Source organism: Ornithinibacillus proteolyticus, assembly GCF_039581225.1.
In the GTDB taxonomy this organism is placed as follows: Bacteria; Bacillota; Bacilli; order Bacillales; family Amphibacillaceae; genus Ornithinibacillus; species Ornithinibacillus massiliensis.
In genome coordinates this window covers 1-22,163 of the sequence record NZ_JBCPXV010000026.1, presented here as the reverse complement: position 1 = coordinate 22,163, position 22,163 = coordinate 1, and the positions used below count along the sequence as shown (strand labels likewise).

Annotated in this window: 25 protein-coding genes; 22 read left to right on the top strand and 3 right to left on the bottom strand. The window is 36.8% G+C overall.

Going from position 1 to position 22,163, the window contains the following annotated elements; translation table 11 throughout:
• Positions 1-158 precede the first annotated feature (158 nt).
• From AAIB49_RS12875 to AAIB49_RS12860, 4 genes are all read left to right on the top strand, one after another.
• Entirely contained in the window at positions 159-854 is a 696-nt protein-coding gene (locus AAIB49_RS12875) for an ABC transporter ATP-binding protein (RefSeq protein ID WP_339217137.1), read from the top strand.
• Positions 854-2,251, top strand: a complete 1,398-nt coding sequence (locus tag AAIB49_RS12870) for an ABC transporter permease family protein (protein ID WP_343458255.1) — start codon at positions 854-856, stop codon at positions 2,249-2,251. The genes AAIB49_RS12875 and AAIB49_RS12870 overlap by 1 nt, the downstream gene beginning before the upstream one ends.
• A gap of 214 nt (positions 2,252-2,465) precedes the next feature.
• Positions 2,466-2,843, top strand: coding sequence for a YppG family protein (locus AAIB49_RS12865; RefSeq protein WP_343458254.1), 378 nt, complete (start codon positions 2,466-2,468; stop codon positions 2,841-2,843).
• Between the two features lie 120 nt (positions 2,844-2,963).
• Entirely contained in the window at positions 2,964-3,677 is a 714-nt protein-coding gene (locus AAIB49_RS12860; protein ID WP_343458252.1) for an alpha/beta hydrolase, read from the top strand.
• A gap of 121 nt (positions 3,678-3,798) precedes the next feature.
• Here the strand turns inward: AAIB49_RS12860 and AAIB49_RS12855 are convergent, their stop codons facing one another.
• Positions 3,799-4,653 carry a DegV family protein gene (locus tag AAIB49_RS12855; RefSeq protein WP_339217133.1) on the bottom strand — a complete coding sequence of 285 codons (855 nt, stop codon included), beginning with the start codon at positions 4,651-4,653 and terminating at the stop codon, positions 3,799-3,801.
• A 75-nt stretch (positions 4,654-4,728) separates the two neighbouring features.
• Positions 4,729-5,637, bottom strand: coding sequence for a DMT family transporter (locus AAIB49_RS12850; RefSeq protein WP_343458251.1), 909 nt, complete (start codon positions 5,635-5,637; stop codon positions 4,729-4,731).
• A gap of 447 nt (positions 5,638-6,084) precedes the next feature.
• Between AAIB49_RS12850 and cshA the strand changes: the two genes are divergently transcribed.
• The 3 genes from cshA to AAIB49_RS12835 all read left to right on the top strand — a co-directional run bounded on the left by cshA (position 6,085) and on the right by AAIB49_RS12835 (position 9,521).
• On the top strand, positions 6,085-7,554 hold the full coding sequence (gene cshA / locus AAIB49_RS12845; protein ID WP_339217131.1) for a degradosome RNA helicase CshA: 1,470 nt from the start codon (positions 6,085-6,087) through the stop codon (positions 7,552-7,554).
• Positions 7,555-7,621: 67 nt separating this feature from the next.
• Complete coding sequence (locus AAIB49_RS12840) at positions 7,622-8,101, top strand: PH domain-containing protein (protein ID WP_343458250.1); 480 nt, start codon at positions 7,622-7,624, stop codon at positions 8,099-8,101.
• Positions 8,094-9,521, top strand: coding sequence for a PH domain-containing protein (locus AAIB49_RS12835; RefSeq protein ID WP_343458249.1), 1,428 nt, complete (start codon positions 8,094-8,096; stop codon positions 9,519-9,521). The genes AAIB49_RS12840 and AAIB49_RS12835 overlap by 8 nt, the downstream gene beginning before the upstream one ends.
• Before the next feature lie 15 nt (positions 9,522-9,536).
• On the opposite strand, the gene AAIB49_RS12830 is transcribed toward AAIB49_RS12835, so the two are convergent.
• Entirely contained in the window at positions 9,537-10,298 is a 762-nt protein-coding gene (locus AAIB49_RS12830) for a rhomboid family intramembrane serine protease (protein WP_343458247.1), read from the bottom strand.
• Positions 10,299-10,447: 149 nt separating this feature from the next.
• Between AAIB49_RS12830 and acpS the strand changes: the two genes are divergently transcribed.
• The 15 genes from acpS (at position 10,448) to AAIB49_RS12755 (ending at position 21,879) form a co-directional block, all read left to right on the top strand.
• Positions 10,448-10,801, top strand: a complete 354-nt coding sequence (gene acpS / locus AAIB49_RS12825) for a holo-ACP synthase (protein ID WP_339217127.1) — start codon at positions 10,448-10,450, stop codon at positions 10,799-10,801.
• A gap of 345 nt (positions 10,802-11,146) precedes the next feature.
• Positions 11,147-12,169, top strand: a complete 1,023-nt coding sequence (locus AAIB49_RS12820) for a LolA family protein (protein ID WP_343458245.1) — start codon at positions 11,147-11,149, stop codon at positions 12,167-12,169.
• Between the two features lie 160 nt (positions 12,170-12,329).
• Positions 12,330-13,451 carry an alanine racemase gene (gene alr / locus AAIB49_RS12815; RefSeq protein WP_343458244.1) on the top strand — a complete coding sequence of 374 codons (1,122 nt, stop codon included), beginning with the start codon at positions 12,330-12,332 and terminating at the stop codon, positions 13,449-13,451.
• Between the two features lie 175 nt (positions 13,452-13,626).
• Entirely contained in the window at positions 13,627-13,911 is a 285-nt protein-coding gene (locus AAIB49_RS12810; protein WP_186869689.1) for a CopG family ribbon-helix-helix protein, read from the top strand.
• A 3-nt stretch (positions 13,912-13,914) separates the two neighbouring features.
• Positions 13,915-14,274 carry a type II toxin-antitoxin system PemK/MazF family toxin gene (locus AAIB49_RS12805; RefSeq protein ID WP_186869690.1) on the top strand — a complete coding sequence of 120 codons (360 nt, stop codon included), beginning with the start codon at positions 13,915-13,917 and terminating at the stop codon, positions 14,272-14,274.
• A gap of 189 nt (positions 14,275-14,463) precedes the next feature.
• The gene (locus AAIB49_RS12800; protein WP_186869691.1) at positions 14,464-15,369 is read left to right on the top strand and encodes an RsbT co-antagonist protein RsbRA; all 906 of its coding nucleotides are present in this window, start codon (positions 14,464-14,466) and stop codon (positions 15,367-15,369) included.
• The gene (locus tag AAIB49_RS12795; protein WP_186869692.1) at positions 15,341-15,697 is read left to right on the top strand and encodes an STAS domain-containing protein; all 357 of its coding nucleotides are present in this window, start codon (positions 15,341-15,343) and stop codon (positions 15,695-15,697) included. Before AAIB49_RS12800 ends, AAIB49_RS12795 begins: the two co-directional genes overlap by 29 nt.
• Positions 15,698-15,700: 3 nt before the next feature.
• Positions 15,701-16,102, top strand: coding sequence for an anti-sigma regulatory factor (locus AAIB49_RS12790; protein ID WP_339217865.1), 402 nt, complete (start codon positions 15,701-15,703; stop codon positions 16,100-16,102).
• 97 nt (positions 16,103-16,199) lie between these two features.
• Positions 16,200-17,210, top strand: a complete 1,011-nt coding sequence (locus AAIB49_RS12785; RefSeq protein ID WP_343458242.1) for a PP2C family protein-serine/threonine phosphatase — start codon at positions 16,200-16,202, stop codon at positions 17,208-17,210.
• A gap of 77 nt (positions 17,211-17,287) precedes the next feature.
• Complete coding sequence (locus AAIB49_RS12780; RefSeq protein ID WP_186869694.1) at positions 17,288-17,620, top strand: anti-sigma factor antagonist; 333 nt, start codon at positions 17,288-17,290, stop codon at positions 17,618-17,620.
• On the top strand, positions 17,621-18,097 hold the full coding sequence (rsbW, locus tag AAIB49_RS12775) for an anti-sigma B factor RsbW (RefSeq protein WP_186869695.1): 477 nt from the start codon (positions 17,621-17,623) through the stop codon (positions 18,095-18,097).
• Positions 18,069-18,857, top strand: a complete 789-nt coding sequence (sigB, locus tag AAIB49_RS12770) for an RNA polymerase sigma factor SigB (protein WP_339217123.1) — start codon at positions 18,069-18,071, stop codon at positions 18,855-18,857. The genes rsbW and sigB overlap by 29 nt, the downstream gene beginning before the upstream one ends.
• Before the next feature lie 5 nt (positions 18,858-18,862).
• On the top strand, positions 18,863-19,468 hold the full coding sequence (locus AAIB49_RS12765; protein ID WP_339217122.1) for a protein phosphatase 2C domain-containing protein: 606 nt from the start codon (positions 18,863-18,865) through the stop codon (positions 19,466-19,468).
• Entirely contained in the window at positions 19,455-19,646 is a 192-nt protein-coding gene (locus AAIB49_RS12760) for a hypothetical protein (protein WP_186869698.1), read from the top strand. The genes AAIB49_RS12765 and AAIB49_RS12760 overlap by 14 nt, the downstream gene beginning before the upstream one ends.
• A 64-nt stretch (positions 19,647-19,710) precedes the next feature.
• On the top strand, positions 19,711-21,879 hold the full coding sequence (locus AAIB49_RS12755) for a Tex family protein (RefSeq protein WP_343458240.1): 2,169 nt from the start codon (positions 19,711-19,713) through the stop codon (positions 21,877-21,879).
• The last annotated feature ends 284 nt before the right edge of the window (positions 21,880-22,163 follow it).

Genomic DNA, 22,163 nt, shown 5'->3' with positions numbered 1-22,163 from the left:
TTGTGTAATTTACACTATTTTTACACGTTTTTTACAAAAAACGACAAAAAACGATGTATAATATTCGGATTTTACCGTAATTAGTATGGCATATTGTTGAAATTGAAACCTTTTTATTAAAATATCGTAATAGTAAAGGAAAGAGAGGATGATAGAAAATGAACGTGTTAGATGTCCATGAATTACATGTTGACGTGCTTTCTACTAGATTATTAAATAATGTTTCGTTTTCGATAGAGAAGGGGTCTGTTGTTGCATTGGTTGGGCATAATGGAGCAGGTAAATCTACCTTAATGAAGACGATAATGGGGATTCAGGAAAAATCAAATGGAGAAATAACGCTTGAGGAAACCTATAGTCAAGATAAACATTTTCTCGAATTTAAACGGAGAATAGCGTTTATTCCAGAAGAGCCATTATTAATGTCGGAGCTAACCGCTATGCAACATTTTCAATTGTACGGTAAGAGCTATGGTATTCAAGAAGGCGAGCTAATGAAACGAATAGAGCGATATATAGAAGGGTTTGAATTAACAGGGAAGTTGGATGAATACCCAGAGTCATTATCGAAAGGGATGCGACAAAAGGTACAAACGATTTGTGCCATGCTTCCCGATGTTCCCCTTCTATTAATTGATGAGCCTTTTATGGGACTTGATATCTATGCGATAGATTACTTTGAAGAATTGTTAAAGGAAAAGATAGCGAATGGAACGGCTATACTTCTAACCACGCATCAATTGGAACGGGTTAAAGGACTTGCTAACCAATTTATCATGCTTCAGGAAGGGGAGTTATTACATAAAGGATTAATTGAAGAGTTTGAAACGATTAAGAGGAGAAGTGATGTGTAATGAATAATGCTTCTTCTTGGCAAGCATATTGGTTAATTAGACGAGGCAGGGCCCGCAAGAAGATGAAAGTATATAAGAAAATGATGGCGCTGTCTTTTGACTTAACAACAAGCCTCTATTCTTTAATTGTTGGTGGATACGTGTTTGCTAGCATTTTTATCTTTAATGATATTTTAGCAGCTTATCAAGATCAGTTTCTATTCATTGAGGAACAGCTAACCGAAAGATTTTGGCTCATATTTTCTATTCTTCCTTTACGCTATGTGTTTCAGTCCTTTCGTAATCCTGGCATTTTGATTACTAGTTCTGAGTATCAATTAGCTATGCTTCCATATGAAATGAAGCGAATTGTTCTCTTTACAGCACTTGAGAAGTGGGTAAAGCTACTATTGAAATACGCTATCGTTAGTGCTGCTATCATTTTAATTACCCCGATTAAACCAGAAATTATCGTTGTATATTTAGCTGTGTTTTGGTTGATTGAGTTGCTCATGACGATTCCACAATGGAAGCTTTTTCAAGTGAGGTTTATACCTAGGTTCATCCTTTTCGTTGTACTTATATTGGTTAACTTTTTAGGAACGGTAACTAAAGTAAATATGATTATTAGTATTATTGTGCTCACGATTGTTGTGCTTAGTAATTTTCTACTATTTAAACGAATGTTCACCAATATCAATTGGGGAAGAGTGATAGAGGTAAATGATTTCTTAGTTTGGAATATGCCTGCAGTTTCAAAGGCAACAAAAGTGAAATTTAAACGGCAAAGAAAACACAATTTATTTTTGAATAGAGCCTCTAGAAAGAAGCCATTTGCTTATACAGACTCCGCTATTCATAGAAGGCTATGGTTACAGCATTTCAGAGGGAATATAGAATATATCGTACAAGTTATTGGTGGCTTAGTATTGGCCATTACAGTTTTATCCTTCTTTAATGCGTTTCTAGGCATGATTTTAATCGCTTTAAGTATCCACATTTATACTGCCTTTTGTGCAAGCTTGTTTGTCGATCGGTTTCACTCAGGTATTGTGCAAGTATTGCCTTGGAATATCGAAAGCTATCGTAGGACGATGAGGCGCTGGGCAATAATTGGTTTTATCCCAGTTTTGATTCCTATTACGATTATAGCGGTTATCCTGTATTCTTGGTGGTCGATTACCTTCTTATTATTGGTAATGAGCTTATATATGATTCATTATATGAACAAGATGGACAATGCATTTGAAAGTCTTAACAAAAGATTAGTGCAATTTTCCTTCAAAGGTGTGATTGCTTTTGGTAGCTTAGGAATTATTATCGCCTGCTATACGAACCCGCATTATTCCGTTGTATCAATAGTGATTTTACTTTATGCTTTTATACAGCTAAAAATTCGTAAGAGCAAGACTTCATGAGAAGCTTGTCTCTTGAATAGATTCCTGCTTAGGGAGTAGTCACCCTAAGAGGAATGAGATGACTCTAGTCTGCTTGTAAAGCATTTCTAGCAGACTAGAGATAAAAGGCCGCTCCAATCATGTTAAATTCCTCCAAACAATCAGCTAATAACACACAAAACATGAGCTATCTGCATAAATTATAGAAAAAGGCTAAGGAAAGGGTGTGTTATTTATGCGACAATTTGGTTACCCTCCATACCAGCAACCGGTAAATCCGCCTAATTACTACCATCATCAGCCAACCCAACAACCTTTCCATTCGATTCCATATCAACAGCACTATATAAACCTATATGAACAGTATCAATCACCATTTGAACAATTTGCCAAACCAAAGCAACCACAGGACTGGTATGCTAATTTGGACCAATCCCAAGGAACGAATCAACAAGCCCAGCAGCAAAATGCAACGACGACACCATTCCAAAATCAAGGTGGGCAAGTGAATTTAGATAAGGTGTTAACTACGGTGAGCCAAATTGCAAACACATATCATCAAGTATCGCCAATTCTCAAACAATTTGGCGACTTTATGAAAACTTTCCGTTAATGAAATGCGATTATTAATAAGGCGGGAATAGAGAGCTAACTGAATTAATTTCGGTTAATTAGGGAAAAAGAAAAGTACACGTAAGCTCTTTAATACGTTTTTCATAAAGGAGAATAAATCATGATAGCTTGTTTAATTATTCATGGCTTTACGGGTGGTCCTCATGAATTAGAGCCATTAACGTATTATTTACAAGAACATACAGATTGGCATATCTCAGTGCCGACTTTACCTGGACATGGGGAAAAGTTAGCTCTTGAAAATGTAAATTATAAGAGTTGGATTGATTCTGCAGAAGCTTCCTTAAATCATTTAAAGGAAAAATATGATGTGATTTACCTTATTGGCTTTTCAATGGGGGGAATGATAGCCGCATATTTAGCAGCTAAATATAAAGTTGAAAAGCTAGTATTGTTAGCTACTGCAGGAAAGTACTTATCGTTGAAGCGTATTAGTGTTGACATTGGGGATGTCATTAAAGATGGCATTACAGGAAAACTGGGGCAAAATAAGCTATATCGTCATTACAAAAGGAAGTTAGGTAGTGTCCCATTAAAGGCTAATATTGAATTTTTAAAGCTGGTTAAGTTGACGAGAAAATATCTTAAAAATGTGGAGTCACCAGTGCTAATTGCGCAGGGGCAGATGGATAGTTTAGTACCGTATAAGACTGCCTATTATTTAGATAAGGAAATACCCGCAAAATGGAAGGAAGTCGTGTTTTTTGAGCGGTCTAGACATCTAATATGTTTAGGCAATGATAAGGATGCTCTAAATCGGATAGTATATGAGTTTTTAGAACGACCAGTTGAACGTAGTGAAGTTTTAGTATAGCAAAGCAGTAAAGGATTATGATTAGATCTTCTGACAAGGATAATGACGATCTTAAATTAAAAAGAAGAGATTGGGACTTTTCATTTTGTCCCAATCTCTTTATTGAATCGTATTTGTTAATTTAATCCCTAAAGAAAGAAATAACTAAAGCTCCTTCTCCGCCATACGTAGAGATTAATGGCCCCATTTCCGTTAAATATGTTTCCTTAAATTGATATTTCGTTTTGATATCATGTAATACAGACTTGGCACGTTCTGCTGCGTTGTAATGTGTCATGACTAATATCTTATCTTCAAAGGTCTTCGCATATTCCCCAATTTGATCGACAAAGCGGCGAATGGACTTTTTGTCACCTCGTACCTTTTCGGCGACCTCAATCGTTCCTTCATCACTAGCTTTCATCAATAGTTTAATATTCAGTGTCTTTGCTAACGTTCCTTTTACCTTATCAATTCGGCCACCTAGGACCAAGTTTTCTAAGGTTTTTAATACGAATAGGGTTGCTGTCTGCTTAACTTTACTGTTCAGGTGAAGAACTAGCTCTTCCAGTGAATAATTCTCTTGTATCTTCTGATATGCCTCGAAAAGGAGCAATGCTTGCCCTGCAGAGGCTGTACGAGCGTTGATGACTTCGATTTTTCTCTCAGGCTCTTCATCTAGTAGTAATTCCTTCCCGGCTACAGCGTTTTCATAAGTGCTACTTAAGCCACTCGATAAACTAATCATTAAAATCGGCTTTGTAGGATCAATTTCTTTATACCCTTCATAAAAATCATTAGGGCTTGGTGCTGCTGAACGGGGGAGTTCCTTCGTTTCTTCAATTTTTTTAAAAAAGCTAGGGAGATCAAGTTCTACACCGCTTTTATATTGGGTATCCTTAAAGTTTAAATATAATGAGATCACTTTAATATCGGCAAGGTCCATAAGCTCCTTCGGAATATCTGCACCGCCATCAGTCATTAATTGAATTGACATCGAATCACCTTATTTCTTTGGTTTTAAATATTGCTACTATTATATCGTTTATTTACTTGTAAACATAGTGATATCTTATTGAACTTTTTTATGAATGGTAACACTAGATTTTCTAGTAGTACTCAGGATGAATAAGAATAATCCGAAGATGACAATCGTTCCACCGAGCCATTGGGACCAGGTAATTTTTTCTCCTAAAATAAAATAGGCTAAGACAGATGCTCCAATTGGCTCAAACACAATTGCCATGCTAATGGTTGAAGTGCTTAACCATTTTAACGCCCAATTAAATAGTGTATGTCCAAAGAAGGTTGGAAATATCGCTAGAGCTAAGAAAATTAGCCAATAATTAGTTGAATATCCGGTGAATGGATTTTGCAATAGTACATTATAGATAATTAACGTAATGGAACTAACACCATAAACGACAAACGTATAGGTCATTAAAGATAATCTTCTTCTGGCATTTTGTCCTAATAGGAAATACGCTGTGATCGCAATGGCGCCTATAAAGGCCAAAATATCCCCGAATAACGCCATTCCACTAATCTGGAAATCTCCCCAGCTGATAATGACACTACCGAGAAGGGCGATAATCATACTAATAATTGCCCCTGGTGTGAAACGTTCTTTAAAGAATAGATATGTTCCTAGAAAAGCGAATATCGGCTGAAGTGTTACAAGGACTACGGAGCTTGCAACGGATGTATAATTTAAAGATTCAAACCAGAGAATAAAATGAAAAGCTAAGAAGATGCCAGCAAGGGTAGATAATAACCAATCTTTTCTCGTAATTAACTTAAACTCATGACGATACTTCAGGAACATAATCGGAGCCATTAGTATGACGGCGATTAATAAACGGTAGTTGGCAATGATTGCTGCTGGAGCATCGCCAGCTAGTTTAACCAGTACTGCTGATGTGGAAACAGATAACACACCAATTACAACAGCTATGTATGGATTGAATGGAGGAACTCTCATTCTCTTGCCTCCTAAAGAATTAATTCAATGATATTTTACTTCAACTTAATTTCTTATTTTATCATGCCCCAATGGAAAAATCATTTGCAACTAGCTCTTACCATTATTCGTATGTTATCATAGACTAACGGTTAATTTGCCACGGTGCTTATTGCCTGATTATAAATCAGGCGTCAAGAGACTCCTTAAGAACTAGGAGAGTACGTTATAAGATGAAAATCATAGGGCTTTTCCTTTCAGGCTGAAGCCTTTTCCACTTTCTGTGAATTGAAGCATATTCAAATTGCATTATCTTGAGGATGAGTTCGTATCTTTGGAGACAGGTAAGATTTCGGATAAATGGATAAGATAAGATAAGATAAATGGGTGATGTAATTCTCGGTACAAGCATCACGGCAAGTCAAACGCTAAAAAATATAATATTTGTACAAAGGAGAATTAGAAAGCGTGACAACATTTAATGAATTAGGAATTTCAAATCCGGTTATGAAGTCATTAGAAAAGATGGGGTTTGAAGAAGCAACACCAATACAAGCACAAACTATTCCTCTTGCAATAGAGGGTCATGATGTCATTGGGCAAGCACAAACAGGTACAGGTAAAACTGCTGCTTTTGGAATCCCAATGCTTGAAAAAATCGATACAGCAGAAAGAAAGGTGCAAGGACTAGTTGTAGCTCCTACTAGAGAGTTAGCTATCCAAGTTGCTGAAGAATTAAACCGTTTAGGTAGATTTAAAGGAGTTCGTGTTCTTCCAGTGTATGGCGGTGCACCTATGGACAGACAAATCCGTTCGTTAAAAGACGGTCCTCAAATTGTCGTAGCAACACCTGGAAGATTATTGGATCACTTCAGAAGAAGAACAATTCGTGCTAATACGGTACACACCGTTGTCTTGGATGAAGCGGATGAAATGTTAAACATGGGATTCATTGATGACATTCGTGAAATTCTAAAACAAGTACCTAGCGAGCGACAAACGCTTCTATTTTCAGCGACAATGCCAAAAGAAATTCGCGATATCGCAACGAACTTAATGAATACGCCAAAAGAGGTTAAGGTTAAAGCGAAGGAAATGACAGTAGAAAATATCGTCCAACACTTCGTGGAAATACCAGAAAAATACAAGTTTGACACGTTAACCAATCTTTTGGATATGCAAAATCCTGAATTGGCAATTGTATTTAGTAGAACGAAAAAACGTGTTGATGAAATCACAGAAGGCTTGCAGGCTAGAGGGTTTAGATCAGAAGGAATACATGGTGACTTAACACAAGGGAAGCGTATGTCTGTGTTAAATAAATTTAAAAATGGACGAGTAGATGTGTTAGTAGCTACGGATGTGGCCGCACGTGGACTTGATATTTCAGGTGTTACCCATGTATATAACTTTGATATCCCTCAGGATCCGGAAAGTTATGTACACCGAATCGGTCGTACGGGACGTGCAGGACGTACTGGAGAAGCAATTTCATTTATTACACCAAGGGAAATGGCACACCTTCGATTAATTGAGAAGGTTACGAAAAGTAAAATGAAACGAATGGTTCCTCCAACTAATAAGGAAGCACGTATTGGTCAACAACAATTAACAGTTGAAAAAATCTTAAAAACCATTGAAAAGAACGAACTTGATGCATATCATCAAACAGCAAATGAATTACTGGAAGAACATGATTCAGTAACCATCGTTGCTGCTGCACTTAAAATGTTAACGAAGGAAAGAAGAGATGTTCCAGTACAAATTTCTGGAGTTGCACCTATTAGTGTTAAAAAAGCTCAGCAAGAAAAAGGTCGTTCTAATAACAAACGTTATTACGGGAAACGCAATCAAGGCGGTGGAAAAAACCAAGGTGGTAGAGGCCAGGGGGGACGAAACCGCAAAGGGAATTTCCAAAAAAGAAGAAACCGTGACTAATCAACTAGAAAAAAGCTCCTTGTAAAATAGGGGCTTTTTTTATCATTAATTAGGGGGAAGAAATGATATGAGAAAGCCACCGGTTCATCGGATTTCACGAGATGCGATAAAAGTATGGCAAATTACAGCTATCCTATACGAATTAATAGTATGGCTATTTGCAATTGTAGGTTTAGTATTACACTTCATAAATGATTTTCCATTTTGGATTGTCCTAGCTGCATTTGCAATTAGTATCGTAAGTACTATAATCACCGTTTTTTTAATCCCGAATTTGCGATGGAAAAGATGGCGTTATGAAGTATTTGAACAGGAAATCTATATTCAGCATGGGATATTAATCGTTTCCAGAACGCTTATTCCAATGATTCGGGTCCAACATGTCGAGACGAAGCAAGGGCCGATTTTGAAATACTTTAATTTAGCTAGTGTATCTATTTCAACGGCGGCAACTACACATGAAATACCGGCATTATCAAATGAAATTGCTTCCGATTTACGAGATAAAATTTCCACACTAGCAAAGGTGGATGAGGATGATGTCTGAGCCGAAACGATTACACCCTGCTACTATTATTTTCAATTTAATCAATAATGTGAAGGATATGTTTTTCTTATTTGTCCTTGCTTTTGTTACGTTAGTAAATATCGATATTTTATATGCTATTTTAGCTGTCGTAGTGCTAAGCGTGCTATTGATTGTTACAAGCTACATATCCTGGAAACGATTTACTTACCGTGTGGAGGGTGATGAATTAAAACTAGAATACGGTGTGATTATACGGAAGAAGCGTTATATATCTAAAAATAGAATTCAATCGATTGATCTAACGCAAAACATCTTACATAGAATATTTAAATTAGTAAAAGTGGAGATAGAAACAGCCGGTACTGGTAAAGAGGCAGAAGCATCACTTAATTCCGTCACGTTTGTCGAAGGGGAGGAATTACGTTCAGAGTTGAAATCCACTATTACGGAAAAGGAACCGGTTGAAGAACTGGAGGAAGAAAAACAAATCCCGACCGTAACGATTACTAGAAAACGCCTTATTCTTACCGGAGCTACTTCAGGTAGTATAGGGGTGTTATTGGCTGTTGCAGGGGCTGCGTTTTCCGAATTGGTACGGTTCATACCTACTAATTTTTACGATAGTGCATATACGTGGCTTGTTGGATTGGGAATAGTGATCATGGCTCTCATGGCTTTAGGGGGGATTCTTTCTCTCTGGTTATTAGGAATTGCGGGAGTCATGCTGAAATATTGGAATTTCACCATAGCAAGAGTGGACGAAGATATTGTCATAAGATGTGGACTACTAGAGAAAAAATTAATTACAATTCCACTAAAACGAATTCAAGCGGTCGGTTATGTGGAAAATCTAATTAGACAACCATTCGGGTATGTGACGGTAATTGCAGAAATTGCAGGTGGATCGAATGAAAAAGGGGAAGATTTTTCTACGGTACTATTTCCTATTATGAAGAAAAAAGAAGTGGATGAGTTCCTGACTAAATTGTTACCTCAATATAGACCAGATGATGCAGAGCTAATCCAATTGCCGAAGCGCTCACTTAAATATTATCTCGTAAGGGCCGCAATCATACCGCTATTGGTATTAGGCGTTGTTCTGTATATGTTTCCACAGTTTGCGTGGATTCCGAGTGTTGTGTTTGTGCTAAGTGTGTTATTAGGGATTCTTCAGTATAAGGACTCGACTTATCAAGTAACAGGGAATAAACTTCTCATTCGCTATCGTAATTTTAATAAAGTTACCATGATGCTGTATCATAAACGGATTCAAGCATTTAATAAAAAACAACATATCCTTCATAAGCGAGAAAATTTAGCAACGATACAGTTGTCTATCGTAGGGAAGATGGGGCAAGGAAAGCATTATCATGTAAAAGAATTGGATGTAAAGGATGCTGATACCTTAGCGGATTGGTATTCTTACCGAGGGGGCTAACCCCCCTCGATTAGTTTAAAACACATTATATAAAACCCCAATGACTACTAAGATAATTATAATAGTCCATAGGAAATTTTGTTTTGTTTTTCTGGAAAACCTTTTTTTCTTCCATCGGTTCGGATCAAAGCGAACCTCTCCATCATCGTCATAACTTTTTCTGTATTGCGCCGGATAATACGGACGTGCTCCATTAAGGACTAGAGGGGCGATAAGAAATCCCACTACAAATCCAAGGATATGGGCATAGATGTTAATATTCGGACGTAGGAAAGTCATGATGATACCAATAATGAAAATGACCATAACAATTTGGGAGCTTTGGGAATCAATCAGATTTTTACGGAATGCCACCATAAATACATAGACACCGAATAACCCAAAAATCGCACCAGAAGCCCCTACGTGAGAATAAAGAATTGAAGGGTGGATAATGAAGGTGACGATGTTTGCCAGCACACCAGCACCGATATATGCGAATAAGAATTTTGCTTTACCTAACATTTGCTCTAGTGCAGGTCCAAACAATACTAGAGAAAATGAATTAAATAGCATATGCGTAAGTCCGCCGTGTAAGAATATTGGTGTTACAAATCGCCAATATTCTCCATTTTGTAACCCCCAATGACTCCCAACCCCTAAATGGTACAATTGATCGAATAACCCAATCGGTATGACATCTAGAAGCCATGTCAGTATATGGATGATAATAATCGTCGACACTACCGGATAGTATCGAATAAACTCTTTAATACTTCTCTCATTTCGAATAAACATTTTTTCCCCTCTTTCATATCGGGTTTTTACTAAAGTATTTTTAAAGCTTGCTCGGGTATTATATTATTATGTACATTATTAGATTACTATAATACTATTTTTACATAAACAATAGCGTATGGCATCTTTCATGTTAGGAGAATGTGGAAATGATTAAAGGAATTGGAATAGATATTATTGAACTTGATAGAATAAGGAGCCTTATGAATAATAATCGTTTTATAGAACGGATCTTAACTGTTAAAGAAAAACAAACATTTGCTTTACTCCAAAGTGAAAGCAGAAAAGTAGAATTTATTGCAGGACGATTTGCTGCCAAAGAGGCTTTTTCAAAGGCAATGGGAACAGGTATAGGCGAGTTAAGTTTCCAAGATATCGAGGTTTTGAATGATGAGAAAGGTGCGCCCTGTTTAACATATTTGAAAGAAGAGGATATGAATATTTTTATCTCGATTACTCATAGTAGAGAATATGCTGCTGCTCAAGTGGTGATTGAAGTCTAAAGTTCCTTGTTAATCGATTATCATCTGCATAATTACGGAGGTTGTCTCATATATTTTATTGCGGGCAGGAGGGAACAAGCTATAACATTGTTCACCGCAAAAGAAGCAACGATAGGACCAAGCACCAATAGAACAAGCTGGCCCAAGTAATAAGAATGTATTGGGAGATTATGTATGGAAAACTAACAGAAAAGAAAGAGAGGGTGGTTGGATAGGATGATCGTATTGTCTTCATAATGGGTGTGTATGGTCTGTCGTATATTCTTTCGGTGTAATCAGTTCCCTTTGTATAAATCGTAAAACCTAAAGAGTAGGTTTGTAATTTTAGACAAGGGAGTTATGTCCATGATAAAAAAATCTCGTTTATGGATGATCGTTGTATTCGGTCTAGTATTCGTTCTAGCTGCGTGTGGTGAACAGTCACAAGAAGATGTGGTTAAAAAGCTAGGCAGTAATGTTGCAGATTTAACTGGATACAAAGCAAATGTTGAAATGAAAATGAATACGGGACAAGAGGAGCAGCTATTCAAAATCGATGTTTGGCATAAGAAAGAAGAATTCTATCGTGTAGCATTAAGTAACAATCAACAGGATAAGGGTAGTCAAATCATTCTTAAGAACAAAGATGGTGTATTTGTTCTTACTCCGGAGCTGAAGAAGAGCTTCAAATTTCAGTCGGATTGGCCAGATAATAGTAGTCAGCCATATTTATATCAGTCCTTAGTAGAGGACGTTGCAAATGATGATGAAGCGGAATTTACTTCTGATGAAACCCACTATATCTTTAAAACCAAAACGAATTATCAGAGTAACAACAATTTACCATACCAAGAAATCTACTTTGATAAAGAAAACTATACGCCGGCGCTTGTGAAAGTATTGGATACGGATGGTAATGCTGTTGTGGAAGTGAAATTTAATAGCTTTGAATTAAACCCTAGTTTCAATGATAAAGATTTTGAGATTGAAGAGAATATGGCAAGTGCAACCCCAGAGGATGTTCCGACATCTGGAGATGGTGTGATAGATGAATTAGAGGTTATGGTACCAATTCAAACAGTAGGAGCCGAGTTGGCTGAGCAAATTGAAGTAGATCTGGAGAATGGGAAACGAATTATTTCAACCTTCACTGGAGAAAAGAATTTTACACTCGTACAAGAAAAGCGGAACGTAGTGGAGACGTTGCAGTCCCCGGTAGAAGTTGAAGGAGATATCGTCAACCTTGGATTTGGTGCTATTGGAGCATTATCGGAAAATGCAGTTGAATGGGACTATAATGGTTCTAATTTCTACTTAGCTAGTGATCAGCTAACAAGAGAAGAATTGGTAGAAGTAGCACAATCCGTACAAGGACACAACGTAAAATAATCATAAAACTTGGGCAGGCTCATAGATAAGAGTCTGCTTTTATTTTATAATAAGTAATTATAGTAAACATAGCCAAATTTATCATAGGAAGGATAGCGTGGTCTAAATCTTCTTTTCCTGTATGTAATGTAAAATGATTGAAAAGAAAGGAGCTATCATTGTGGTAGGAGAAATGTATCGCGATACATGGGTTGAAATAAATCTTCAAGCAATTAAGTATAATATCATGCAAATAAAGGAAAAACTACCGCAAGATAGTAATATTATTGCAGTTGTAAAAGCAAACGCTTATGGGCATGGAATAGTCCCAATAGCCCAAAAAGCAATTGAATCAGGAGCAAATGGGTTAGCAGTAGCCTTATTAGAAGAAGCTATGACACTTAGAAAAGCCTCCATTACAGCACCAATACTAGTATTAGGAGGAGTTCCTGCGGTATACGCACCAGTTGCAGCAAAAAATCATATCACTTTAACCGTCTTTCAAGAGGAGTGGCTAAAAGAAGTAAACAAGTTAACGCTAGAGCAGCCTTTACATGTTCACCTAAAATTGGATACTGGAATGGGTAGAATTGGTGTACGGACAGAAGAAGCGTTAGTAGGTATGTTACAAGAAATAGAGAAGAATCGTGATATTAACTTAACCGGAATATTCACTCATTTCGCTACTGCAGATGAAAGAGATTTAGCTTATTACCATGAACAAACAAAGCGGATGGAGCAATTGCTAACGTTATTTAAACAATATTGGCAAGAATCTATTACAATTCACGTCGGCAATAGTGCTGCCTCTATACGCTTTCCGGAAAGTATGCATAATTCTATTCGTTTTGGCATATCCATGTATGGGTTGTATCCTTCAAAGTATGTAAAAGAGGAAAAACATATTTCTTTAAAACCAGCTTTCTCCTTACATAGTAAACTGATTCACGTCAAATCAATAAAACCAGGTGAATCTGTTAGCTATGGTAGAACGTATGTAGCCGAGAAGGATGAATGGATTGGCACGATTCCAATAGGTTATGGTGATGGATGGAATAGGAAGCTACAAGGAATGAGCGTTTTAGTAAATGGAAAGCGAATGCCTATAGTTGGTCGAATATGCATGGATCAAATGATGATACGACTGGATAAATCATATCCAATTGGAACAAAGGTTACCCTAATAGGGGAGCAAGGAAATGATTGTATCGAGATGGATGAGGTTGCAGCTTATTTGGATACAATAAATTATGAGATACCTTGTATGATAAATGAAAGAGTACCAAGAATCTATATAGAATAATGGAATGAAAAGTGCCTAGAAGTTAGATTCGTATTACCGGGCTTTTATACCGAATTTATTTCAATAAAATGCTGATAAGCCTTTGCAATTACAGCTAGACAATGATATTATTAAATTTGATTAAATATAGAAAAATAGTAACGATCGTTCAGGAAGTTGGCGGAGGTGCTTGGTTTTGTCAGAAAGCTCACAGGAAATCATGGTACGGCTACCGAAAAACCTACTAAATGAGGTGGATGGATTAGTGAAGAGAGAAAACAGAGATCTTAGTGATTTCATATGTCAAGCAACTAGAAATTATCTTGAAACTAAGAAAGAGGAATATATCCAAAACTTTTATAAATCCATGCAAAAAGGCTATCAAGAAATGGCAAGAATCAATCTCTCTATTGCTTCAGAAGCTTTTCAGGCTGAAGAGGAGGCTGAAATTACTTTAGAGCGCTCTGTGATCGGGGTGTAGAATTTGATTGTTCAAAGAGGCGAAGTGTATTTCGCTGACTTATCCCCTGTAGTTGGATCAGAACAAGGGGGCGTTCGTCCGGTACTAATCCTCCAAAATGATATTGGAAATCGATTCAGTCCAACTGTTATCGTTGCTGCAATCACTGCTCAAATCCAGAAAGCAAAACTACCCACCCATGTAGAAATTGATGCGAAACGATATGGATTTGATAGAGATTCTGTTATTCTTTTAGAGCAGATTCGAACGTTAGATAAGCAGCGACTAACAGATAAAATTACCAAACTCGACGAAGTTATGATGCAAAAAATCAATCATGCACTAGAAATAAGCCTTGGGCTTAAGGATATGTATGGTCAATAGAACTCATAGTTTATATTAATAAACTTATGAGTTTTTTTATGTCCAAATTATATCGAATACTTTTAAAATGATGATTCGTAAAATAACTCGCTATATAGATAAACTTTTGTGAAAATGAATATAGTTGCTATAATAAACATAACATGTGAAAATATTTATAATATTTTTGGTTTATCGGGGGTTGCTCGAATGAATAAAGATTTGAGGAAGATTGCCATTGAAAATAGTGAAGAGATTATTAGGGAATGGTCAAAGGAAATTAACAAGCTTAGAAGTGAAAATTACACAGCAGATATTTCGGATGAGTTATTCGAAAATAATAATGAAGAATTTGTAAATGTCATATTAAGTAGTATCAAAGGTACCGGCTCAACTAAAATAGTAAAAGATTTTTCAGATCGAATCATTAAATTAGGATGGCCATTGAGTTATATTACAGACGGTCTATTGGTGTTTAGTAAAGTTACAACACATACAATATTAAATAAATTTGAACAATTGGACAGTGAATTTATGTCCGAGACACTAGATACGGTGGAGTCCTGGGTGCAGCCGATTATTAGACAACTCGTGAATGAGTACTCTGTTAGCTGGGAGCATGTTGTATCCTTGCAGCGTATTGCGCTACAAGAGCTGTCTGCTCCGCTTATACCAGTGATGGATAATATTACGATTATGCCGTTAATTGGTACAATTGATACGGAACGTGCGAAATTCATTATGGAAAACCTCCTTGAAGGAGTTATGCGTCATAATGCAGAAGTGGTATTAATTGATATTACAGGTGTACCAGTTGTAGATACTATGGTTGCCCATCATTTGTTTCAAGCTACGGAAGCAGTCAGATTACTTGGTGCTAAATGCATTTTAGTGGGAATACGTCCGGAAATTGCCCAAACCATTGTTAATTTAGGCATTAACTTCTCAAATCTACCAACAAAGAGCACGCTTAAAAAGGGTTTCTTGCTAGCATTAGAAGTTACCAATAAATCAATTGTTGAGATGGATAATAAAGCTCAAAGCATTGATGAATTACTAGGATTGGATAAAGGGAGTGAAAAAGGTCATGCGCATTCCAATATTGAAACTACATAATTATTTATTAATTTCTATTCAAACCGAACTAGATGACCAAACAGCTATTCAATTCCAAGAGGATTTATTAAAAGAAATTCATTCAACAGAAGCTACAGGGGTTGTCATTGATTTGACCTCGGTGGAAGTTATTGATTCTTTTATTGCAAAGGTGTTAGGAGATGTAGTTTCGATGTCAGACCTAATGGGGGCTAAAGTTGTCTTAACTGGAATTCAGCCAGCGGTTGCCATGACGTTAATTGAATTAGGTATTCATCTACAAAATGTACCGACCGCATTGGATCTTGAACAGGGCTTAATGAAGCTGCATCAGGAATTGGGGGAATAGATGATGAAATCCCAATCCTGTGTGAAGATAATGAAAGAGTGGGATATTGTTGCTGCTCGTCAAATGGGGAGAGAAATTGCAAAAAGCCTAGGATTTGGTACAGTTGACCAAGCACGTATTACGACAGCAATATCTGAGCTTGCGAGAAATATATATTTATATGCCGGTGAAGGTGAGATTTACTTTGAAGTATTGGAATCTTTAGATCAAAAAGGTATTTCTATCGTGGCACAAGATAATGGCCCAGGAATTAAAGATATAAGTCAGGTAATGGAGGATGGTTTTTCCACATCTGGAGGGTTAGGTGCAGGGTTACCTGGTGTAAGGCGATTAATGGATGAATTTGATATTGAATCTGAGGTTGGAAAAGGTACGAGAATCATAACCGCCAAATGGGTTAGATAAACCTTCCAGTATCTAAAGCTTCTTTATTATCAACAAAGACTACTCAACTGTATGAACTTGAAATTTAGTTCTTAATAATAGAATAGGAGAGGCCGAGATGGATACGAGAGAGTTATTTGCTAGGAACTATAAGAATTTACTAAAGGGGTATATAGAAACACAAGATGAGCAAGCATTATATGGAGCTGAACAAATTTCAAAGTCCTTTATTAAAAATAATATTTTACCAGAAGAGATTGTTAACTTACATATTCAAGCATTATTAGAAATATCCCCTGAACTACATGATCAAATACAGACTTCGATGAATTTCTTATTGGAGACGATGATTTCATATGGTCTAGCACATCAAGAATACCAGCTTCTCAGAGAAAAACAGCTGGAAATCAAATCTGAGATTCATGTTGCTGCCAGAATGCAAAAAATGTTATTAAAATCTGCCATTCCTAAAACGGATGACCTGGATATTGGTGTTATTAGCGTTCCGGCAAATCAAATGAATGGCGATTATCATCATTTTGTCAAAGGGAAAGATGGATCGATTAGTATTGCTATTGCCGATATCATTGGAAAAGGCATACCAGCAGCATTGTCTATGTCCATGATTAAATACGCGATGGATAGCTTTCCGGAAAGTGAGATGTCTACCGATGCAATACTAGCTAGCCTAAATAGAGTGGTAGAACGAAATGTTGACCCTAGTATGTTTATTACGATGTTCTATGCACAATATAAGCCAGGATCTGGTAAGCTCTATTATTCTTCAGCAGGGCATGAGCCAGGCTTTTTTTACAGTGGTAAAGATAATACCTTTAGAGAGTTCGAAGCAAAAGGGTTAGTATTAGGGGTCAATCCTGATACTACCTATTCCCAATACGAATTAGAAATCGAAAAAGGTGACATGATTGTCTTGCTTACAGATGGTGTTACGGAATGTCGAAAAGGTGACGTTTTTATCGAACGAAATGAAGTGTTAGAAGTCATCAAGTCATATATGCACCTGCCTGCGCAAGAGATTGTCAATCAAGTTTATCGTCATTTTGAACGATTACAAAACTTTCAATTACGGGATGATTTTACCTTAGTTATATTGAAAAAAGTGGTTTAGTATTAGCGTGTAAAGGGAATAAGGAAAACAAACACTCGTGATGTACGTACGAATATCGGTGTTATAGGGGGAAAACTATGAATCTACAAATCCAAATAGATGAAGGTCTTGATAAATCTATAGTTCATTTATCTGGAGAAATTGATGTTTATACAGCACCTAAGTTAAAAGACACACTGCTCCCATTATTACAGCAGCAAGGAACATCCCTAGAAGTTGATTTAAGTAATGTAACTTATATGGATAGTACGGGATTAGGGGTATTTGTAAATGCTCTGAAGTTATCGAAAGAGTATGAAAGCCAATTAACGTTGATAAATTTACAAGATCGAGTATTTCGTTTATTCCAAATAACTGGATTACACGAAATAATGGACATAAACTCTACGATTCGAGGTGTGGATGAATAAATGGAATCGTTTGATTTTATCGAAATGAAATTCCCAGCAAAGCCGGAATACGTAGGTGTTATACGATTATGTATTTCCGGAATTGCAAACCGCATGGGCTTCACCTATGAGGATATTGAGGATCTCAAAATTTCTGTTTCTGAAGCAGTGACCAATGTCGTTAATCATGCATATGGGGAACAGGATGATGGAGAAGTAACCATAGGGTTTGGCGTATATGAGAGCCGATTAGAAGTTATGGTAGCAGATCATGGAGGAAGTTTTAATCTTAATGAAATTAAGGCGGAAATAGGACCTTACGATAGTAACGAGTCGATTGAAAATCTTCGTGAAGGGGGTTTTGGGTTATTTTTAATTAATACATTAATGGATAAAGTCGAAATATATAATAATTCAGGTGTCATTGTTTTAATGACGAAATACCTTGAGAAATTAGGGGTGGGGTTACATGACGACCACGTCTCAACCGAACAATAAGGGAAGAGATGAGGTATATGAATGGATTGAACTACTTCAGAAAAACCCTTTAGACGAGGAAACCCAACAGAAAATAATCTTTACCTACAAGGAACTAGTAGAATCGATTGCTAGAAAATATTCTAGAAATAGTATGATTCATGAAGATTTGGTTCAAGTAGGTATGATAGGTTTATTAGGAGCTATTAAGCGATTTGACGCCTCATATGGTAAAACATTTGAATCATTTGCTATTCCTACAATAGTTGGAGAAATAAAGCGATTTATCCGTGATAAAACTTGGAGTGTTCATGTTCCACGAAGAATTAAAGAATTAGGTCCTAAGATTAAGAAAGCCGCTGATGAACTAACCACTAAAAATCAAACATCACCCACTGTTAAGGAAATTTCCGAATATCTTGGAGTCTCTGAGGAAGAGATACTAGAAACAATGGAAATGAATAAAAGCTATAAAGCGTTATCTGTTGATCGTAGTATTGAGGGAACTCCAGATGGGAGTACAATAGCTATACTAGATATGATAGGTACTGATGAAGATGGATATTCGCAAATTGACCACAAGATGCTATTAGAAAAGATACTTCCCATTTTAAATGATCGTGAACAACAAATTATCCGTTGTACGTATTTTCAAAATATGAGTCAAAAAGAAACCGGTGAATTATTAGGAATATCACAAATGCATGTTTCACGTTTACAACGTAAGTCGTTAAAGAAACTCCGTGAAGCAATTAACTCAGATAGTGCGGAGGTATTGTAATTGTCATGAACCGAGTAAAGGTAGCTGTTTTTCAGGAAGCAAAAAATGGTAATAATGAATGTGGAGATAGTTACTATTTTTGTGAAACTGAAAGTGAATTTATATGTGCCCTAGCAGATGGTTTAGGTAGTGGAGAATATGCCAAAGAATCATCTGATATCGTAATAAATATTATTAAAGAAAATATGAACTGCTCCGTTGAAAAACTAGTCCAAAAGTGTAATGAACAATTGTTTGGAAAACGCGGCACAGTCTTAGCTATTCTAAAAATTGATTTTATGTCCGGAATCTATTCTATCTCCATGATTGGGAATGTTGGTGTCATAACAGTTACTGGGGAGAATAAAAGAAAGCGAAATGTACCTAGCGCAGGGTATCTAGCAGGATACAAAAGAGACTTTAAGGTTATTCGTGAGCCTCTCGAGAGTGAGATGAATTTTATTATGTACACGGATGGCGTTACGAATCAAGAGCTAGCCGATAATTACTTCTTTTGTACGGAAGTAGAGAGGATCACAAAGTCTTTTGCACTAAGAAGTGGAACCCCGAGAAAAGATGATACAACCTTGATTGCTATTCGCTATGAGAATAAAGATAATGATATCGAATAAGCTAGCAATCGATAACACTCAATTTGGTCGTGGTGCCCAAGGGTTAGAATTTTACGCTAACTTTTGGGCAGGTGCCTTTTTGAGTGTTTTTTTGATTGAGGCTTCTAAGTACGTTCAATACCTACCGTTACTGTATAAAAAACGAAATCAATACCCTAATGTTATAAGGGAAGTGTAATGGAGTTTGTAGGATTTAGATTTCATTTTTGATAGAATAGAATTTGTGTAAAGGAGGAACTACAATGTCAGAAGGTTTAAATCAAGAATTAGCCCAATGGGTTTCCAAAGAAACAGCTATTCATACTACTGTTGTACATAAAGTAATAGCTTTAATAGAAGAAGGAAATACAGTACCATTTATTGCTCGCTATCGTAAAGAGGTTACTGGAGGACTAGATGAGGTCCAAATTAAATCGATCCAGGATAAATGGAACTATGCCCTTAATCTTGCCCAAAGAAAAGAAGAGGTTATACGTTTAATTGACGAACAAGGAAAATTAACACCAGAATTAGAAAATGAGATAAGAATTGCAACACAGCTACAACGAGTTGAAGATCTCTATAGACCTTATAAACAGAAAAGGAGAACTAAGGCAACCATTGCAAAAGAAAAAGGATTAGAGCCTTTGGCTGAATTAGTCTGGAAGCAACAAGAAATGGATGTCCAAGCTGAAGCAGAGAAGTATCTATCGGAAGAACACGAGTTACACACTGTAGAGGATGTGTTGGCTGGTGTAAACGATATAATGGCTGAATGGATCTCAGATGAGCCAGAATACCGTGAGTACATTCGGAACGAGACATTCAAGCGAGGTCTAGTACAATCAGAGGTGAAGAATAAAGAGCAAGATGAAAAAGGCGTCTACGAAATGTACTATGAGTATAGTGAAGCTGTTCGTTCGATTGTTTCCCATAGAATATTAGCACTAAACCGAGGAGAGAAAGAGGACGTATTGAAAGTCTCCATTGTTCCTCCTGTTGATGCGATTATTGGATACTTACAACGGAAAATCATAAAACATAAAACACAGCCAGAAATTGTAGACATTATCAAGGCTGCTATTCAAGACTCATACAAACGTTTGATTGAACCTTCAATTGAGCGAGAAATTAGAGCTGGATTAACAGAAAAAGCGGAGGAACAAGCAATTTCTGTCTTTGGTACCAATTTGAAAAATCTTTTATTACAGCCACCATTAAAGGGAAGAACGGTATTAGGTGTAGATCCAGCGTATCGGACAGGCTGTAAGCTAGCTGTGATTGATGAGACGGGTAAATTACATCAAGTAGGTGTCATGTATCCGACTGCACCGAAAAATGATATCGCAGGTGCAGAAAAGATAGTAATGGAATATATAAAGAAGTATTCTATTGAATTAATTGCAATTGGTAATGGGACAGCATCCCGTGAAACAGAGCAATTTATTTCAGATACGATTACGAAACACAACCTAGATATTCCGTATATCATTGTAAATGAAGCGGGGGCAAGTGTTTACTCTGCATCTGAATTAGCGAGGGAAGAATTTCCTGACTTACAGGTAGAGGAAAGAAGTGCGGCATCGATTGCTCGACGTGTACAGGATCCACTTGCAGAACTAGTGAAAATTGATCCGAAATCGATTGGTGTTGGACAATACCAGCATGATGTAAGTCAAAAAGCATTAAATGAATCTCTAACCTTTGTTGTAGAAACAGCCGTAAACCAAGTGGGGGTTAATGTAAATACTGCATCTAGATCATTACTCCAATATGTATCAGGCTTAAGTAAAACAGTGGCTGGGAATATTGTGAAAATGCGCAATGAAAATGGTAAGTTTACCAATCGTAAACAGTTGAAAAAGATTCCAAGATTAGGTGCTAAAACATATGAGCAAGCAATCGGGTTCTTACGAATAATTGATGGCGATAACCCACTAGATCGAACACCAATCCACCCAGAGAGTTATGATCATACCGAAAAGCTACTAGCTATGCTTGATTGCAAGATTGACGATATTGGCTCCGATAAGTTAAAAGAGAAGCTTGCCTCTCTTAATAAAAAGGAAACCGCCGTACAGCTGGAAATTGGTGAACCAACATTAGAAGACATTATGGAAGCATTGAGTAAGCCTGGACGAGATCCACGTGACGAGTTTCCGCAACCATTGTTAAAGAAAAATGTCTTGTCCCTGGAAGATTTAAAACCAGGAATGGAGCTACAAGGAACCGTTCGCAATGTGGTAGACTTTGGAGTGTTTGTTGATATTGGAGTAAAACAGGATGGCCTAGTGCATATTTCTAAGATGTCAAACACCTTTGTTAAACATCCAATGGATATAGCATCTGTTGGTGATGTAATAACGGTTTGGGTTGAAAGTGTTGATGTGCATAAAGGAAGAGTCGCTTTGTCCATGCTGAAGGAAAGTTAATATTAATGTAGTCCGATATATACTAAGCAAAAAACGTTGTGAGGAATTCTCATAACGTTTTTTGCTTTAATGATGGGATGATGCGTATCGATCGAATATGAGGCAGGATAACGCTTCTAACGATAGATGCTAGACAACACGACCCACAATAAAAAAAGAGGCTGGGACAAAACCAGCCTGTAAGTAATAAAAAACTGGTTCCAAGCGATTGAAAATTGCTTGGAACCAGTTTTTTGAAATCATTTCCATTTCCTAAACTAGATTTACCCATTTTGGCGGTATAC

What these genes read in the sequence shown, in the direction of transcription:
- AAIB49_RS12875 (WP_339217137.1), top strand. Translation starts at nt 159, where the DNA reads ATGAACGTGTTAGATGTCCATGAATTACATGTTGACGTGCTTTCTACT.
- AAIB49_RS12870 (WP_343458255.1), top strand. Translation starts at nt 854, where the DNA reads ATGAATAATGCTTCTTCTTGGCAAGCATATTGGTTAATTAGACGAGGC.
- AAIB49_RS12865 (WP_343458254.1), top strand. Translation starts at nt 2,466, where the DNA reads ATGCGACAATTTGGTTACCCTCCATACCAGCAACCGGTAAATCCGCCT.
- AAIB49_RS12860 (WP_343458252.1), top strand. Translation starts at nt 2,964, where the DNA reads ATGATAGCTTGTTTAATTATTCATGGCTTTACGGGTGGTCCTCATGAA.
- AAIB49_RS12855 (WP_339217133.1), bottom strand. Translation starts at nt 4,653, where the DNA reads ATGTCAATTCAATTAATGACTGATGGCGGTGCAGATATTCCGAAGGAG.
- AAIB49_RS12850 (WP_343458251.1), bottom strand. Translation starts at nt 5,637, where the DNA reads ATGAGAGTTCCTCCATTCAATCCATACATAGCTGTTGTAATTGGTGTG.
- AAIB49_RS12840 (WP_343458250.1), top strand. Translation starts at nt 7,622, where the DNA reads ATGAGAAAGCCACCGGTTCATCGGATTTCACGAGATGCGATAAAAGTA.
- AAIB49_RS12835 (WP_343458249.1), top strand. Translation starts at nt 8,094, where the DNA reads ATGTCTGAGCCGAAACGATTACACCCTGCTACTATTATTTTCAATTTA.
- AAIB49_RS12830 (WP_343458247.1), bottom strand. Translation starts at nt 10,298, where the DNA reads ATGTTTATTCGAAATGAGAGAAGTATTAAAGAGTTTATTCGATACTAT.
- acpS (WP_339217127.1), top strand. Translation starts at nt 10,448, where the DNA reads ATGATTAAAGGAATTGGAATAGATATTATTGAACTTGATAGAATAAGG.
- AAIB49_RS12820 (WP_343458245.1), top strand. Translation starts at nt 11,147, where the DNA reads ATGATAAAAAAATCTCGTTTATGGATGATCGTTGTATTCGGTCTAGTA.
- AAIB49_RS12800 (WP_186869691.1), top strand. Translation starts at nt 14,464, where the DNA reads ATGAATAAAGATTTGAGGAAGATTGCCATTGAAAATAGTGAAGAGATT.
- AAIB49_RS12795 (WP_186869692.1), top strand. Translation starts at nt 15,341, where the DNA reads ATGCGCATTCCAATATTGAAACTACATAATTATTTATTAATTTCTATT.
- AAIB49_RS12790 (WP_339217865.1), top strand. Translation starts at nt 15,701, where the DNA reads ATGAAATCCCAATCCTGTGTGAAGATAATGAAAGAGTGGGATATTGTT.
- AAIB49_RS12785 (WP_343458242.1), top strand. Translation starts at nt 16,200, where the DNA reads ATGGATACGAGAGAGTTATTTGCTAGGAACTATAAGAATTTACTAAAG.
- AAIB49_RS12780 (WP_186869694.1), top strand. Translation starts at nt 17,288, where the DNA reads ATGAATCTACAAATCCAAATAGATGAAGGTCTTGATAAATCTATAGTT.
- rsbW (WP_186869695.1), top strand. Translation starts at nt 17,621, where the DNA reads ATGGAATCGTTTGATTTTATCGAAATGAAATTCCCAGCAAAGCCGGAA.
- sigB (WP_339217123.1), top strand. Translation starts at nt 18,069, where the DNA reads ATGACGACCACGTCTCAACCGAACAATAAGGGAAGAGATGAGGTATAT.
- AAIB49_RS12765 (WP_339217122.1), top strand. Translation starts at nt 18,863, where the DNA reads ATGAACCGAGTAAAGGTAGCTGTTTTTCAGGAAGCAAAAAATGGTAAT.
- AAIB49_RS12760 (WP_186869698.1), top strand. Translation starts at nt 19,455, where the DNA reads ATGATATCGAATAAGCTAGCAATCGATAACACTCAATTTGGTCGTGGT.
- AAIB49_RS12755 (WP_343458240.1), top strand. Translation starts at nt 19,711, where the DNA reads ATGTCAGAAGGTTTAAATCAAGAATTAGCCCAATGGGTTTCCAAAGAA.